The organism is Leclercia sp. CFBP8987 (assembly GCF_034044995.2).
GTDB lineage: Bacteria > Pseudomonadota > Gammaproteobacteria > Enterobacterales > Enterobacteriaceae > Enterobacter > Enterobacter tamurae.
The window spans coordinates 1,461,159-1,476,640 of sequence record NZ_CM188255.1 but is presented as its reverse complement, the minus strand read 5'-3'; the positions used below and the strand labels follow the sequence as shown (position 1 = coordinate 1,476,640).

At 60.5% G+C, this 15,482-nt stretch carries 14 protein-coding genes; 6 read left to right on the top strand and 8 right to left on the bottom strand.

What is annotated here, in order from left to right; all coding sequences use genetic code 11:
• Positions 1-106 precede the first annotated feature (106 nt).
• Entirely contained in the window at positions 107-544 is a 438-nt protein-coding gene (locus SOM40_RS06970; protein ID WP_320530704.1) for a GNAT family N-acetyltransferase, read from the bottom strand.
• A 79-nt stretch (positions 545-623) separates the two neighbouring features.
• Here SOM40_RS06970 and SOM40_RS06965 point away from each other — a divergent pair, with 79 nt between their 5' ends.
• Positions 624-1,301, top strand: a complete 678-nt coding sequence (locus tag SOM40_RS06965) for a type 1 glutamine amidotransferase domain-containing protein (RefSeq protein ID WP_320530705.1) — start codon at positions 624-626, stop codon at positions 1,299-1,301.
• 110 nt (positions 1,302-1,411) lie between these two features.
• Positions 1,412-2,152, top strand: a complete 741-nt coding sequence (locus SOM40_RS06960; RefSeq protein WP_320530706.1) for a nitroreductase family protein — start codon at positions 1,412-1,414, stop codon at positions 2,150-2,152.
• A gap of 99 nt (positions 2,153-2,251) precedes the next feature.
• Here the strand turns inward: SOM40_RS06960 and SOM40_RS06955 are convergent, their stop codons facing one another.
• From SOM40_RS06955 to iaaA, 6 genes are all read right to left on the bottom strand, one after another.
• A complete protein-coding gene (locus tag SOM40_RS06955) occupies positions 2,252-2,641 on the bottom strand; it encodes a hypothetical protein (protein ID WP_261642427.1) in 390 nt (129 codons plus the stop codon).
• Positions 2,642-2,787: 146 nt separating this feature from the next.
• On the bottom strand, positions 2,788-3,699 hold the full coding sequence (gene gsiD, locus SOM40_RS06950) for a glutathione ABC transporter permease GsiD (RefSeq protein WP_106992480.1): 912 nt from the start codon (positions 3,697-3,699) through the stop codon (positions 2,788-2,790).
• A gap of 1 nt (position 3,700) precedes the next feature.
• A complete protein-coding gene (gsiC, locus tag SOM40_RS06945) occupies positions 3,701-4,621 on the bottom strand; it encodes a glutathione ABC transporter permease GsiC (protein ID WP_106992479.1) in 921 nt (306 codons plus the stop codon).
• Between the two features lie 47 nt (positions 4,622-4,668).
• Complete coding sequence (gene gsiB / locus SOM40_RS06940) at positions 4,669-6,207, bottom strand: glutathione ABC transporter substrate-binding protein GsiB (RefSeq protein ID WP_320530707.1); 1,539 nt, start codon at positions 6,205-6,207, stop codon at positions 4,669-4,671.
• Between the two features lie 35 nt (positions 6,208-6,242).
• The gene (gsiA, locus tag SOM40_RS06935) at positions 6,243-8,114 is read right to left on the bottom strand and encodes a glutathione ABC transporter ATP-binding protein GsiA (protein ID WP_166181937.1); all 1,872 of its coding nucleotides are present in this window, start codon (positions 8,112-8,114) and stop codon (positions 6,243-6,245) included.
• A 10-nt stretch (positions 8,115-8,124) separates the two neighbouring features.
• On the bottom strand, positions 8,125-9,063 hold the full coding sequence (gene iaaA / locus SOM40_RS06930) for a beta-aspartyl-peptidase (protein WP_166181936.1): 939 nt from the start codon (positions 9,061-9,063) through the stop codon (positions 8,125-8,127).
• 189 nt (positions 9,064-9,252) lie between these two features.
• Between iaaA and moeA the strand changes: the two genes are divergently transcribed.
• Together moeA and moeB are read left to right on the top strand one after the other, a co-directional pair.
• Positions 9,253-10,485 carry a molybdopterin molybdotransferase MoeA gene (gene moeA, locus SOM40_RS06925; RefSeq protein WP_320530708.1) on the top strand — a complete coding sequence of 411 codons (1,233 nt, stop codon included), beginning with the start codon at positions 9,253-9,255 and terminating at the stop codon, positions 10,483-10,485.
• Positions 10,486-10,487: 2 nt separating this feature from the next.
• Positions 10,488-11,234 (top strand): molybdopterin-synthase adenylyltransferase MoeB, encoded by a 747-nt coding sequence (gene moeB / locus SOM40_RS06920; RefSeq protein ID WP_320530709.1) that lies wholly within the window; start codon positions 10,488-10,490, stop codon positions 11,232-11,234.
• An 85-nt stretch (positions 11,235-11,319) separates the two neighbouring features.
• Here moeB and fsa read toward each other — a convergent pair whose 3' ends face one another.
• Positions 11,320-11,982 (bottom strand): fructose-6-phosphate aldolase, encoded by a 663-nt coding sequence (gene fsa, locus SOM40_RS06915; protein ID WP_320530710.1) that lies wholly within the window; start codon positions 11,980-11,982, stop codon positions 11,320-11,322.
• A 126-nt stretch (positions 11,983-12,108) separates the two neighbouring features.
• Between fsa and SOM40_RS06910 the strand changes: the two genes are divergently transcribed.
• Positions 12,109-13,008 carry a glycyl-radical enzyme activating protein gene (locus SOM40_RS06910; RefSeq protein ID WP_166181933.1) on the top strand — a complete coding sequence of 300 codons (900 nt, stop codon included), beginning with the start codon at positions 12,109-12,111 and terminating at the stop codon, positions 13,006-13,008.
• A gap of 4 nt (positions 13,009-13,012) precedes the next feature.
• Positions 13,013-15,445 carry a formate C-acetyltransferase/glycerol dehydratase family glycyl radical enzyme gene (locus SOM40_RS06905; protein ID WP_312188884.1) on the top strand — a complete coding sequence of 811 codons (2,433 nt, stop codon included), beginning with the start codon at positions 13,013-13,015 and terminating at the stop codon, positions 15,443-15,445.
• Positions 15,446-15,482 lie beyond the last annotated feature (37 nt).

The window sequence follows — 15,482 nt, the reverse complement described above, 5'->3', positions numbered from 1 at the left end:
CCAAAACCTGCCTTTGACCTTGTAGGCCCGGCAAGCATAGCGCCGCCGGGCAATCAGGCCGCACCGGCACTGTTAAGAAAGAGAGAATCGTTCGTGCCAGGTATTATTAAATCGTAATCCGGTAGCGAACGTAATCATCCACTACCGCCAGCTGGTCATACAGCGCCCGGGCCGGATTGCCTGTCCGGGTCATCCAGTAGACCTTCGACCACGCCTTTTGCCGCGCCTCGTCAATGATGGCCTCAATTAATGCCCTGCCCGCCCCTTTGCCGCGCGCCGCGTCAGCCACAAACAGGTCTTCCAGATAGCACAGCGGCCGGGTCACCCAGGTGCCTTCATGCAGTACGCAGATGGCGAAACCCACCACCCCTTGTTCGGTTTCTGCCAGTCGGCAGAATAGGTTTGCATCCGGAGATAACACCCGCCGCCAGGTCGCCTGCGTCACCACCTCATCCAGCTCAGTGCCGTAAAAACCCAGATAGCCCTTCCACAGGGTTAGCCATGCGTCGTAATCGTCCGCGTTCGTCTCACGCACTTTAACCATCGTTGTTATTCCTTGTTTTGTACTCGCGCCCTCGGGAAACAGTCTACTTTTATATCTCACGACATCACCGGAGATAACAATGAAAGTCTTAATGGTTCTCACCTCTCACAGTGACCTGGGAAACACCGGTAAGAAAACGGGTTTCTGGCTGGAAGAGTTTGCCGCCCCGTATTACATCTTCAAAGATGCGGGAGCCGAGGTGGTGCTGGCCTCCCCGGCGGGCGGTCAACCGCCGCTGGATCCTAAAAGTGATTCCGCCGATTTTCAGACCGAACTGACCCAGCGCTTCAAAGCCGATCCGGCGGCCCAGCGCGAACTCGCCAACACCCTCAAGCTCGACAGCGTCCGTCAGGACGATTTCGACACCGTCTTCTACCCTGGCGGCCACGGCCCGCTGTGGGATCTGGCCGAGTCACAAACCTCTATCGCCCTGATTGAAGCCTTTACCCGCGCGGGTAAACCGACTGGCTTCGTCTGCCATGCACCGGGCGTGCTGCGTCACGTGAAGGCCGCCTCTGGCGAGCCGCTGGTCAAGGGCCGTCAGGTGACCGGCTTTACCAACGGTGAAGAGGCCGATGTCGAGCTGACCGACATCGTCCCGTTCCTGGTGGAAGATGAGTTGATCGCCCTGGGCGGGAAGTATCAGAAAGGCCCAAACTGGGGCTCGTACATTGTTGAAGACGGCCAGCTGATCACCGGGCAGAACCCGGCCAGCTCCGAAGATGTCGCCAAAGCGTTAGTCAAGGCGCTGCGCTAACCCCCTGCCCGGCCGCTGGTCGGGCAATCCCTCCTGCGCTTTTAGCATAGAGTGTTAAAGACAAAACGGTGCCGGGCTGCCAGGATTTTGCGATTCACACCGGAGATGCTATGAACACGATTATTGACCTGTTTAACGATCATAAAAGCGAGCGCAGCTTTACCGATCAATCCATTGATGACGCCACGCTTGAGCGCATTATCAGCACCGCGTACCGCGCCCCTACCTCCGTCCATTCCCAGCAGGTGTCGGTCATCGTCACCCGCGATGCGGAAAAGCGGGCGCAGATCGCGCAGATTGCTGGCGGCCAGCCGTGGATTGCCAAAGCCCCGGTGTTTATCACCTTTGTGCTGGATATGTACAAAACCGAGGTTGGCATGAAGCTGGCGGGCAAGGAGCAGGTAGCGCATCAGAGCATTGAGAGCCTGGTGGCCGGCGCGACCGACGTGGGCATTGCCCTGGGCTCAGTGATGGCGGCGGCCCGCTCGGAAGGGCTGGGGATCGTGCCGATTGGCGGGATCCGTCTGCGTCCACAGGAGTTGATTGCGCTGCTCGACCTGCCGGAACACACCTTCCCGGTGGCGGGCGTGGTGATCGGTCACGTCAATGTCCCTTCGCATCACAAACCGCGTCTGCCGCTGGAGACCTTCCGCCATGACGAAGCCTACGTCACCGACGGGCTGGAGGCGAAAATCACCCGCTACAATCAGCAAATGACCGAACACTGGCAGGCCATTGACCGTACTGACGGGGATACATGGAGTGAAAGCGTGAGCGGGTATTACCAGCACATTTACTTCCCGGACGTGCTCCCGGCGCTGCTTAAGCAGGGCTTTGGCGTCGATAAGTAACGTGGAAAATGCCCGGCGGCGCTGCGCTTGCACGGGCCTACGGGTTTTGCACCCTTTGTAGGCCGGGTAAGCGCAGCGCCACCCGGCAACATGCCTGAATCAGGTCGGCATCGAGAAGGTAGTGACCTTATTGGTCTGCGGATCGATAGAGATAATGCAGATAGCGAAGTTGCCGCCAAAACGGTCTTTACGATCGGAAATGCGCAGGTTGTAGGTCTCGGAGAACGAGGTGTAGCCCGAGGAGTTGGTCTCGTTCAGCTTGAAGCCAACAATCTGTTCGAAATAGTCGCGGGATTTACCCACGCTGGTTTTGCACTGTTCATTGGTGATAGTGCCAGACTGTTTTGCTGCCGCCGTGGTTTGCGTGCCGTTGGAAGTTTTCGGCGTCAGGGCCGTATTCACCGCTTTCATCCCGTCACTCATGTTTTTCTGGAAATCCGCGCAAGAGGTAGAAAGTAAAACCATGCCGCATAAAAGGAGCTTTTTCATTGTAATCCTTACAATATTTAACGTTATTGAATCGTTAATCATTATAATTTTTACAAATAGTTAACTCCAGCAAACCTTTTACACGGTATTTTCTAAATCATTGAATAACAATACCTTTCGCAATAACTTCTACCATAATTGGTAGATCATCCCTTAATCCGCGGATCCAGCGCGTCACGCAACCCATCCCCCAGCAAATTAAACGCCAGCACGGTGAGGAAAATTGCCATGCTCGGGAACAGCGCCACGTGCGGGGCAATCACCATATCCGCTCGCGCCTCGTTGAGCATCGCCCCCCACTCCGGGGTCGGTGGCTGAGCGCCTAACCCGAGAAACGACAGGCTCGCCGCCGAGATAATCGACACCCCGATACGCATGGTGAAATAGACCACGATTGAGGAGACGGTGCCCGGCAGAATATGGTTAAACAGGATGGTGGTATCGCTGGCACCAATGCTGCGCGCCGACTCGATAAAGGTCTGCTGTTTCAGGACCAGGGTATTGCCGCGCACCAGGCGGGCAAAGGCCGGAATCGAGAAGATCGCCACGGCGATAATCACGTTCGCCATGCCGTTACCCATCACCGCCACCACCGCAATGGCCAGCAGAATACCGGGGAAGGCAAAGAGCACGTCGCAGATGCGCATGATAATGCGGTCCCACCAGCCCTCGTAATAACCTGCCAGCAGACCCAGCACCGTGCCGATGGCCGCGCCAATCAGCACCGCAAAAACCCCCGCCGCGAGGGAGATCTGCGCCCCCATCAGTACCCGGCTGAAGATATCCCGCCCGAGCGAGTCCACGCCGAACCAGTGCATCATCGACGGCCCTTCGTTCAGACGGTCGTAATCGAAGTAGTTCTCCGCATCGAAGGGGACGATCCAGGGTGCCAGCACCGCCACCAGGATCAGCAGCAGGACAAACAGTCCGGCGGTCATCGCCACCGGCTGCTTGCGAAAGCGCCGCCAGAATTCATGCCACGGGGTGCGGATCTGATCCGGTTTGAGCCCCGGCATCGCCTTTAACATGGCCTGCCGGCGCCAGTTTAACAGTCGCATCTTACTTGTACCTGATAGCCGGATTAATGGCGGCATAGAGCACATCCACCACTAAGTTGATAAGAATAAACTCCAGCGAAAAGAGCAGCACTTCCGCCTGGATCACCGGGTAGTCGCGCATGTCGACGGAATCGACCAGCAAGCGCCCTAGCCCCGGCCAGTTGAAGACCTTTTCCACTACGATCGAGCCGCCGAGCAGGAAGCCAAACTGCAGCCCCATCATGGTCACCACCGGGATCATCGCATTGCGCAGGCCGTGCTTGAGGATCACCCACTTCTCGCTGACCCCCTTCGCCCGGGCGGTGCGCATGTAGTCTTCGTTCAGCACGTCAACGAACGAGGCGCGGGTGAAGCGCGCCATCACCGCCGCCACCGCCGCGCCAAGGGTCAACGACGGCAGGATGTAGTGCCGCCAGCTGTCTGCCCCCACGGTAGGCAGCCAGCCCAGCTCGACGGAGAAGACCTGCATCAGCAGCATCCCCAGCGCAAAGGCCGGGAAGGAGATCCCGGTTACCGCCAGCGCCATCCCCAGCCGGTCCGGCCAGCGGTTACGCCAGACGGCCGCTACAATCCCGGCCATCAGGCCAAACAGCACCGCCCAGGCCATGCTGGCCAGGGTCAGCCAGAAGGTGGGCATAAAGCGGCTGGCAATCTCCTCGGAGACCGGTCGGCGCGACACCATCGAGGTACCAAAATCGCCCTGCACGACGTTGGTGATGTAGTGCCAGAACTGCCGGTAGAGCGGCTGATCCAGCCCCAGCTGCTTGCGCACCAGTTCGATAACCGTGGCATCCGCTTCCGGGCCGGCAATCAGCCGCGCCGGATCCCCCGGCAGCATATGGACGAATAAAAAGACCAGCACCGCCACGATCAGCAGCGTTGGGATCAGGCCCAGCAGGCGTTTAATCACATAATTCAGCATGCACATTCCTCTCATCCCGCAGGCGCGTGCCTGCGGGAATGAGTGCTCTATTTCAGATCCGCGTCGTCAAAGCTAAAGCCGGTGTCCGGCATGATGTAAAACCCGGTCAGCGCCTTGTTGTGCGCCGAGACCAGCTTCTCAACCACCAGCGGCACCCACGGGGACTCCTTCCAGATGGTGTCCTGCGCGTCCTTGTACAGTTTCGCTTTCTCTTCCGGCTGGGTGGTTTTCAGGGCATCGGCCAGATCTTTATCCACCTGCGGATTGCTGTAGAACGCGGTGTTGAACAGGGTTGGCGGCTGGTTATTAGAGGCAAACAGCGGCGACAGCGCCCAGTCGGCTTCGCCGGTCGAGGCCGACCAGCCGGTGTAGAACATCCTCACCCCGCTCTCTTTTTGGCCCTTACCTTCCACTTCAGCGGCACGCTGCCCGGCATCCATCGCCGTTACCTGCACCTTAATGCCCACCTGCGCCAGCTGCTGCTGGGTGAACTGCAGCACCTTCTGAGCGGTACTGTGATTGTGCGATGACCACAGCGTGGTGCTGAAACCGTTCGGGAAGCCGGCCTCTTTCAGCAGCGCGCGCGCCTTGGTCGGATTGTATTCCCACGGATGATACTGCTGGGAGAAAGCAATGGACGGCGGAACCACGCCCGTGGCCGGAGTGGCGTAACCGGCAAAGGCCACCTTCACCAGCGCCTCGCGGTTGATGGCGTAGTTAATCGCCTCGCGCACTTTCGGGTTATCGAACGGCTTTTGCGTCACGTTCATGCTGATGTAGCGCTGCATGATTGACGGGCTGGCCACCAGCTCCAGCTTGCTGTTTTTGCTCAGCAGCGCTGCCTGCTCATACGGGATCGGGAAGGCAAACTGCGCTTCGCCGGTCTGAAGCATCGCCGCGCGGGTGTTGTTATCCACTACCGGACGCCAGGTGATGGTATCCAGCTTCGGCAGCCCCTGCTGCCAGTACCCGGCGAACTTCTTCACCTTCACAAAATCGGTCTGATTCCAGGTCACCAGCTCATACAGGCCGGTACCAACCGGATGGAAGCCGATCTCTTTGCCGTATTTTTTCAGCGCTGCCGGGGAGATCATCGCCGTGGCCGGGTGGGCCAGAATGTTGATAAAGGCCGAGAACGGCGCTTTGAGGGTGATTTTTACCGTGGTGGGATCGACCGCCTCGGTGCTGGCGATATTTTTATACAGGTTATAACGCTTGAGGCTGTTTTCCGGGTTGCTGGCGCGGTCGAGGTTGGCCTTCACCGCGTCGGCGTTAAAGTCGGTGCCGTCCTGGAACTTGACGCCGCTGCGCAGCTTGATGGTGTAGACCAGTCCGTCATCCGAGACGGTATAGCTGTCTGCCAGCACGTTTTTCAGGTTCATCTCTTTATCAAGGCCAAACAGCCCCTGATAAAACGACTTCGCCACCGCCTGGGACAGGGTGTCGTTGGCGTCATACGGATCGAGGGTCGTGAAGTTGGAGGCCACTGCCACCACCACATCTTTTGCTGCGAAGGCTGGCGTGGCGGCCAGGGCTGCCGTTACGCTCGCGGCTAACAGCCATTTGCGAGCAACAAATTTTGTCATTGTTGTGTTCTCCTGTTGTGCTGTGCTGTTGTTCGTTATAGGTGTTTAAAAGCATTATCCTGACGCGGCGGCGCGACGAAGTGACCGGGGGCAATTTCGCGCAATACCACCCGCTCGGTGGATTCTCCCCGCTTGCGAATGTTGCCCGGCAGCTCATCCTGCACCAGCACCCGGCGGACCTGACGATGGGCCGGATCGGCCACCGGCACCGCCGCCATTAACTTGCGGGTGTAAGGGTGCTGCGGATTTTCAAACACTGCCCGCCGCGGGCCAATCTCAACGATCTGCCCGAGATACATCACCGCCACCCGGTGGCTGATGCGCTCCACCACCGCCATATCGTGGGAAATAAACAGAAACGCGATGCCCATCTCCCGCTGCAGGTCGAGCAGCAGATTGATGATCTGCGCCCGGATGGAGACATCCAGCGCCGAGACCGACTCGTCGGCGATCACCACCTTCGGGTTGAGGGCCAGCGCGCGGGCAATGCAGATCCGCTGCCGCTGACCGCCGGAAAATTCATGGGGATAGCGCCAGGCGTGCTCCGGCTTGAGGCCGACGCGCTCCAGCAGCCACGCCACCCGCCGCTGGGCGGCATCACCGTCCAGCAGGTTATGCACCCGCAGCGGCTCCATAATCGAATAGCCCACCGTCTGGCGGGGATCGAGGGAGGCATAGGGGTCCTGGAAAATAAACTGAATATCCCGCCGCAGGGGTTGCAGCTTCCCGGCAGGCAGAGTGTCGATGCGCTCACCATTAAAGGTGATGGTGCCCTCCTGGGTCTCCACCAGCCGCAGCAGCGCCCGTCCGGTGGTGGACTTGCCGCTGCCGGACTCGCCCACCAGCGACAGCGTTTCGCCGGGCCAGAGATCAAAGCTGACGTTTTCCACCGCGTGCACTTCGCGCTTAACCCGGTTCAACAGGCCGCCGCGCAGCGGAAAACGGGTCACCAGGTCGCGCACCTGTAGAATGGGCTCGCCGGGCACCACGGTATCCTGCTCGGTTTCGGCCTCCTGATGGCCAGGATTAGCCAGCGAGATCAGCGGAAAACGGCGCGGCAGGTCGCTGCCGTTCATCGCCCCGAGCCGCGGCACCGCGGCCAGCAGCGCCCGGGTATAAGGGTGTTCAGGGGCATGGAAAATCTGTTCTACGGTGCCGGTTTCAACCGCCTCGCCCTGGTACATCACCAGCACCCGGTCGGCGATATCCGCCACCACGCCCATGTCGTGGGTGATAAAGATCACCCCCATCTCCATCTCCTCCTGCAATACCTTGATTAGCTGCAGGATCTGCGCCTGAATGGTGACGTCCAGCGCGGTGGTCGGTTCATCGGCAATCAGCACCGCCGGACGGCAGGAGAGCGCCATGGCGATCATCACCCGCTGGCGCATCCCGCCGGAGAGCTGATGCGGATAACGTCCCAGAATGGCGTCCGCCTCCGGGATCCGCACCTGCTCCAGCATGCGTCTGGCTTCGGCCAGCGCCTTGTCGCCGCTCAGCCCCTGATGGAGACGGATCGACTCGGCGATCTGCTCCCCCACCGGGAAGACCGGGTTTAGGGAGGTCATCGGCTCCTGAAAAATCATGGCGATATCGGCCCCGCGCACGCTGCGCATCTGCGACGGGTTGAGGTCGGTGAGATCGCTCACCTGACCGTTGCGGCGGCGCAGCAGCAGGCTGTCGCACGCCACCAGCCCGCCGGACTGTTCAATCAATCGCATTAACGAGAGGGCGGTGACCGACTTACCGGACCCGGATTCCCCGACAATCGCCAGCGTTTCGCCGCGTTGTAGCGAAAAAGAGAGCTTTTTGACCGCCGGGATCGGCTCCCGCTCGTCGGGAAAAGCGACGTTGAGGTTATGCACCGCCAGCACCTGATGGCGGTCGAGTTCATCGCTATGCGGCATCCCTTCCCCCTTATTCACGGTAGATGCCGGTGCTCGGCGTATCGCCGGCATAGCCCCAGGCACGGTACATGCCTTCGCTGTTAAAGGGTAAGGCCACGTTACCCTCACGATCGACGGCAATCAGCCCGCCGCTGCCTTCCAGCGCCGGGAGTTTTTCCATCACCACCCGCTCGCAGGCTTCGGCGAGGCTTAAGCCGCCGTAGTCCATCAGCGCGGCGATGTCATAGGCCGCGAGGGTGCGAATAAATACTTCGCCGGTGCCGGTACAGGAGACCGCCACGCTGGCGTTATTGGCATAGCAGCCCGCACCGGGCAACGGGCTGTCGCCCACCCGACCGGGCAGTTTGTTGGTCATCCCGCCGGTAGAGGTGGCGGCGGCCAGGTTACCGGCCTTGTCCAGCGCCACCGCGCCAACGGTGCCCGTTTTCGTCGATTCATCCAGCGGGGCGGCGTGATCGAGCCGGGTCTCCCCTGCGCTGCGCGCCGCCAGCAGCTGCTGATAACGTTCCGGGGTGGAGAAAATATCGGGCGACACCGCCTCCATGCCGTGTTCGAAGGCAAACTTCTCTGCCCCCTCGCCCACCAGCAGGACGTGCGGGCTCTGCTCCATCACCAGACGGGCGGCCAGCACCGGGTTGCGCAGATGGCTGACCCCGGCCACGGCGCCCGCTTTCAGGGTAATGCCGTCCATCACGCAGGCATCCAGCTCGTGGGTTTCATCGCGGGTAAACACCGCGCCAATCCCGGCGTTAAACAGCGGGCACTCCTCCAGCAGGCGTACCGCTTCGGTGACTACATCCAGCGCGCTCTCCCCCGCCTCCAGCATTCGCTGGCCGGTTTCGACTATCGACGAGAGCGCCTCAATGTAGCGCCTTTCCTGTTCCTGACTGAGCTGCGCGCGGGTGATTGCCCCTGCGCCGCCGTGGATCGCGATGACTGCATTCCCCATCTACTTCACCTTTGCGCGCTGAATTGCCGCTTTTTCTATAAATATCATTATCGTTGCCGGAACTTCAGATGATTTTTGAATATAGAAAGACGCAACTGTGATGTAAAGGGTAAGCCCATGGTGTCATACAGTTAAGGGCACTTTTCTGCCATAATGGCCGCCTTCGTTATTCTCTTCCTGGAGTGACCCATGGATTTTACCGCCGGACTGATGCCGCTTGAGACGGCACTCACGCAGATGCTCGATCGACTTTCACCGCTGTCAGATCAGGAGACGCTGCCGTTGCTGCGCTGTTTTGGCCGCGTGACCGCCGCCGGCATCGTTTCGCCCATCAACGTACCGGGTTTTGATAACTCGGCGATGGACGGCTACGCCGTGCGGCTGGCGGATCTGGCGGCGGGTGCCGCGCTGCCGGTGGCGGGCAAAGCCTTTGCCGGTCAACCCTTCCAGGGTGAATGGCCAGCCGGAAGCTGCATCCGCATCATGACCGGCGCCCCGGTGCCAACGGGCTGCGACGCGGTGGTGATGCAGGAAGAGACCGAGCAGACCGACGATGGCGTGCGCTTTACCGCCAGCGTGAAGCCGGGGCAGAACATCCGTCGCAGCGGGGAAGACATTACCCAGGGCGCAACCGTCTTCCCGGCGGGCACCCGACTGACCGCGGCGGAACTGCCGGTGCTGGCCTCGCTGGGTATTGCGGACATTGCCGTGGTGCGCCGGGTGCGGGTGGCGCTGTTCTCCACCGGCGACGAGCTTCAGCTCCCGGGCCAGCCGCTGGCCGAGGGGCAGATCTACGACACCAACCGGCTGGCAGTGCATCTGATGCTGGAGCAGCTGGGCTGCGAGGTGATCAACCTCGGGATTATCCCGGACGATCCGCACAAGCTGCGCGAGGCGTTTATCGAAGCGGATCGCGTGGCCGACGTGGTGCTCAGCTCCGGCGGCGTGTCGGTGGGCGAAGCGGATTACACCAAAACCATTCTCGATGAGCTGGGCGAGATCGGCTTCTGGAAGCTGGCCATTAAGCCGGGCAAACCCTTTGCCTTCGGCAAGCTGCCGGACAGCTGGTTCTGCGGCCTGCCGGGGAACCCGGTCTCTGCGGCGCTGACGTTCTATCAGCTGGTGCAGCCCCTGCTGGCGAAGCTCTCCGGCAACCGGGCCCACAGCCTCCCTGCCCGCCAGCGCGTGCGTGCCGCCACCCGTCTGAAAAAATCACCGGGTCGTCTCGACTTCCAGCGCGGCATTCTGGCGCGTAACGCCGACGGCGAGCTGGAGGTGAGCACCACCGGCCATCAGGGCTCGCATATTTTCAGCTCCTTCAGCCAGGGCAACTGCTTTATCGTGCTTGAGCGCGAGCGCGGCAACGTGGAAGCGGGTGAATGGGTTGAGGTTGAGCCGTTTAACGCGCTGTTTGGAGGCTGAGCATGGAACTGAGCGACCAGGAGATGCTGCGCTACAATCGCCAGATTGTGCTGCGCGGCTTTGATTTCGACGGGCAGGAAGCGCTGAAAGCCGCGAACGTGCTGGTTGTCGGCCTCGGCGGGCTGGGCTGCGCCGCGGCGCAGTATCTTGCCGCCGCCGGTGTGGGGCGCATGACGCTGCTCGATTTCGACACCGTGTCGCTCTCCAACCTGCAACGCCAGACCCTGCACAGCGATGCGACCATCGGCGAGCCGAAAGTGGTGTCGGCCCATGCGGCGCTGACGCGCATCAACCCCAACGTGCAGTTTACGTTACTGAATGCCCTGCTGGATGACGCCTCGCTGCTGGCGCAGATTGCCCATCACGATCTGGTCCTCGACTGCACCGACAACGTCGCCATTCGCAATCAGCTCAACGCCGGGTGTTTCGCCCATAAAACGCCGCTGATTTCCGGGGCGGCGATCCGCATGGAAGGCCAGGTGAGTGTCTTTACCTATGCCGAGGGCGAGCCCTGCTACCGCTGCCTGAGCCGTCTGTTTGGCGAAAACGCCCTGACCTGCGTCGAGGCTGGCGTGATGGCCCCGTTGGTGGGGGTGATTGGTTCGATGCAGGCGATGGAAGCCATTAAGGTGCTGACCCGTTACGGCACGCCCGCGGCGGGAAAAATCGTGATGTACGACGCGATGACCTGCCAGTTCCGCGAGATGAAATTGATGCGTAATCCGGGGTGCGAGGTTTGTAGCCAGTAAAAAAGTCGGGTGGCGGCTTCGCCTTACCCGACCTACAACGGCTCGAACGTAGGCCGGGCAAGCGCAGCGCCGCCCGGCAATACCACTAGATCGACGTCCGTCCAAAGGCGTTCTGCCAGTCCTGCTCGAACTTCGCAATCGCCGCATCCACCGCCGGAGAGGTAATCAGCTGCTGGGCCACATCCAGCGGCAGGGTGATGGATTCACAGCCTGCCAGCAGGCAATCCAGCGCCTGACGCGGGGTTTTGAAACTCGCCGCCAGCACTTTTGACTGCGGCACGTGAAGGGTCAGCAGCTGCTGGAGTTCGGCCACCGTCTGGATCCCGTCCCCGCCCTGCGCATCCACGCGGTTAACGTATGGGGCGACATACTCCGCCCCCGCCAGCGCCGCCATCATCCCCTGCGCTGCGCTATATACCGCCGTCCCCAGGTTCGGTACCCCCTGCGCTTTCAGCATTTTGATTGCCGCCAGCCCTTCCGCCGTGACCGGCACCTTCACCACCAGATCGGCAACGATACCGCGCAGTTTGAGCGCGTCTTCCACCATCCCGTCTGCGGTGGTGGCCATCACCTGGGCAAACAGACGGCCCTGACCGCCCATCGCGTCCTGCAGCTGAGGCAGTAACACCTCGAGCGGCGTTTTGCCTGCGGCAACAATGCTTGGGTTAGTGGTGACGCCAGCCAGCGGAAACACGCGGGCCAGTTTTTTAACAGCAATAACGTCGGATGTGTCGAGATACAGTTCCATGATCGGGTCCTCAAAAATGACTATGCCCTAACCCTACACGGCAAAACCTGCTTCGGAGTTGATTTGCGTCAAGATAACTTTCATTCGAAAGTAATTTAATCTTCATACGCAACAAGAGGCGATATTATGATCTTCAACATTCAGCGTTACTCGACACACGACGGCCCCGGTATTCGTACCGTGGTCTTTATGAAGGGCTGCTCGCTGGGCTGCCGCTGGTGTCAGAACCCGGAGAGCCGGGAGCGGTCGCGGGACCTGCTGTTCGACGCCCGCCTGTGCCTGGAGGGGTGCAACCTCTGCCAGCAGGTGGCGCCCGCGGTCATTGACCGGACGCTGAATGGCCTGGTGATCCACCGCGAAAAACTCGACGATACCCACCTGGATGCCCTCACAAACTGCTGCCCGACCCAGGCCCTCACCGTCTGCGGCGAAGAGCAGCAGGTGGAGGAGATCATGGCCACCGTCCTGCGAGATAAGCCGTTTTACGATCGCAGCGGCGGCGGGATCACCCTCTCCGGCGGCGAACCCTTTATGAACCCTGATCTGGCGCGCCAGCTGTTCCAGGCCAGCCATGAACAGGGCATTCATACCGCGGTGGAAACCTGCCTGCATGTGCCCTGGCACTATATCGAACCGTCACTCCCGTACATCGATCTGTTTCTCGCCGACCTGAAACACGTCGACGGGGCGGTATTTAAGCAGTGGACCGACGGCTCCGCCAAACGGGTGCTGGATAACCTTAAGCGCCTGGCCGCCGCCGGGAAATCGCTCACCATTCGCGTGCCGCTGATCCAGGGCTTTAACGCCGATGAGGCCTCCATTACCGCCATTACCAATTTTGCCGCCGACGAACTGAACGTCCACGACATCCATTTTCTGCCGTACCACACGCTGGGCATGAACAAATACACCCTGCTCGGCCAACCCTACTCTGCCCCAGATAAACCGCTCGATAACCCTGCTTTACTGGACTTTGCCCGGCAGTATGCCGCCCGGAAAGGGTTAACCGCGACCTTACGAGGATAATGTTATGACACAGCTGAATCTTACTACCCTGAGCGATCGCATTAAGGCGCACAAAACGGCCCTGGTCCACATTGTGAAGCCGCCGGTCTGTACCGAGCGCGCGCAGCACTACACCGAAATGTACCAGCAGCATATGGATAAGCCGATCCCGGTCCGTCGCGCGCTGGCCCTGGCGCATCACCTGGCGCAGCGCACTATCTGGATCAAACATGACGAGCTGATTATCGGCAACCAGGCAAGCGAAGTGCGCGCCGCGCCGATCTTCCCGGAATATACCGTCTCGTGGATTGAGAAAGAGATCGACGATCTCGCCGACCGTCCGGGTGCCGGCTTTGCGGTGAGCGAAGAGAACAAGCGCGTTCTGCATGAACTCTGCCCGTGGTGGCGCGGCCAGACGGTGCAGGATCGCTGCTACGGCATGTTCACCGACGAACAAAAAGGGCTGCTGGAAACCGGCATCATCAAAGCCGAAGGCAATATGACCTCCGGCGATGCGCACCTGGCGGTGAACTTCCCGCTGGTGCTGGAGAAAGGCCTCGACGGCATGCGCCACAAAGTGGACGAGCGTCGCTCCCGGATTAACCTCACCTGCCTGGAAGATCTGCACGGCGACCAGTTCCTGAAAGCGATTGATATCGTGCTGGAAGCGGTGAGCCTGCATATCGAACGCTTTGCCGACCTGGCGCGTGAGATGGCCGCCAGTGAAACCCGCGAAAGCCGCCGCGATGAGCTGCTGGCGATGGCGGAAAACTGTGACGTGATCGCGCACGAGCCGCCGAAAACCTTCTGGCAGGCGCTGCAGCTGTGCTACTTCATCCAGCTGATCCTGCAGATTGAGTCCAACGGCCACTCGGTCTCCTTTGCCCGTATGGACCAGTATCTCTACCCGTACTACCGTCGCGACGTGGAGCTGAACCAGTCTCTGGATCGCGAGCATGCCATCGAGCTGCTGCACAGCTGCTGGCTGAAGCTGCTGGAAGTGAACAAGATCCGCTCCGGCTCGCACTCTAAAGCCTCTGCCGGGAGTCCGCTGTACCAGAACGTCACCATCGGCGGCCAGAAGCTGGTCAACGGTGAGCCGATGGATGCGGTGAACCCGCTCTCCTACGCGATTCTGGAATCCTGCGGTCGCCTGCGCTCCACTCAGCCGAACCTGAGCGTGCGCTACCACGCGGGCATGAGCAACGACTTCCTCGACGCCTGCGTGCAGGTGATCCGCTGCGGCTTCGGGATGCCGGCCTTTAACAACGATGAGATCGTGATCCCAGAATTCATCAAGCTCGGCATCGAAAAAGCGGATGCCTACGACTACGCCGCCATCGGCTGTATCGAAACCGCGGTCGGCGGCAAGTGGGGCTACCGCTGCACCGGGATGAGCTTTATCAACTTCGCCCGCGTGATGCTGGCAGCAATGGAAGGCGGTCGCGACGCCACCAGCGGCAAGGTGTTCCTGCCCCAGGTCAAAGCGCTCTCTGAAGGCAACTTTAACAACTTCGATGAAGTGATGGCCGCCTGGGATCGCCAGATTAAATACTACACCCGCAAATCCATCGAGATTGAGTACGTGGTGGACACCATGCTGGAAGAGAACGTCCACGACATTCTCTGCTCGGCGCTGGTGGATGACTGCATTGAGCGCGCGAAGAGCATCAAGCAGGGCGGCGCGAAGTACGACTGGGTCTCCGGTCTGCAGGTGGGGATCGCCAACCTCGGCAACAGCCTGGCGGCGGTGAAGAAGCTGGTCTTCGACCAGGGAGCTATCGGTCAGCAGCAGTTGGCGGCGGCGCTGGCGGATGACTTCGAGGGGCTGACCCATGAGCAGCTGCGTCAGCGTCTGATCAACGGCGCACCGAAGTACGGTAACGACGATGACAGCGTGGATCTGCTGCTGGCGCGTGCCTATCAGACCTACATCGAGGAGCTGAAGCAGTACCATAACCCGCGCTACGGCCGCGGCCCGATTGGCGGTAATTACTACGCCGGGACCTCGTCTATTTCGGCCAACGTTCCGTTTGGTGCGGCCACCATGGCGACCCCGGACGGGCGTAAAGCGCATACTCCACTGGCAGAAGGCGCAAGCCCATCCTCCGGTACTGACCACCTGGGGCCGACGGCGGTAATTGGCTCGGTCGGGAAGCTGCCGACTGAAGCGATTCTGGGCGGCGTGCTGTTGAACCAGAAGCTCAACCCGGCGACGCTGGATAACGACAGCGACCGCCAGAAGCTGATGGTGCTGCTGCGGACCTTCTTCGAGGTGCACAAAGGCTGGCATATCCAGTACAACATCGTCTCCCGCGAAACGCTGCTGGAAGCGAAGAAACACCCGGACCAGTATCGTGACCTGGTGGTGCGTGTGGCGGGTTACTCGGCGTTCTTCACCTCCCTGTCACCGGACGCGCAGGACGATATTATCGCGCGTACTGAGCATACACTGTAACCTCGACAATGCCCGGTGGCGCTACGCTTACCGGGCA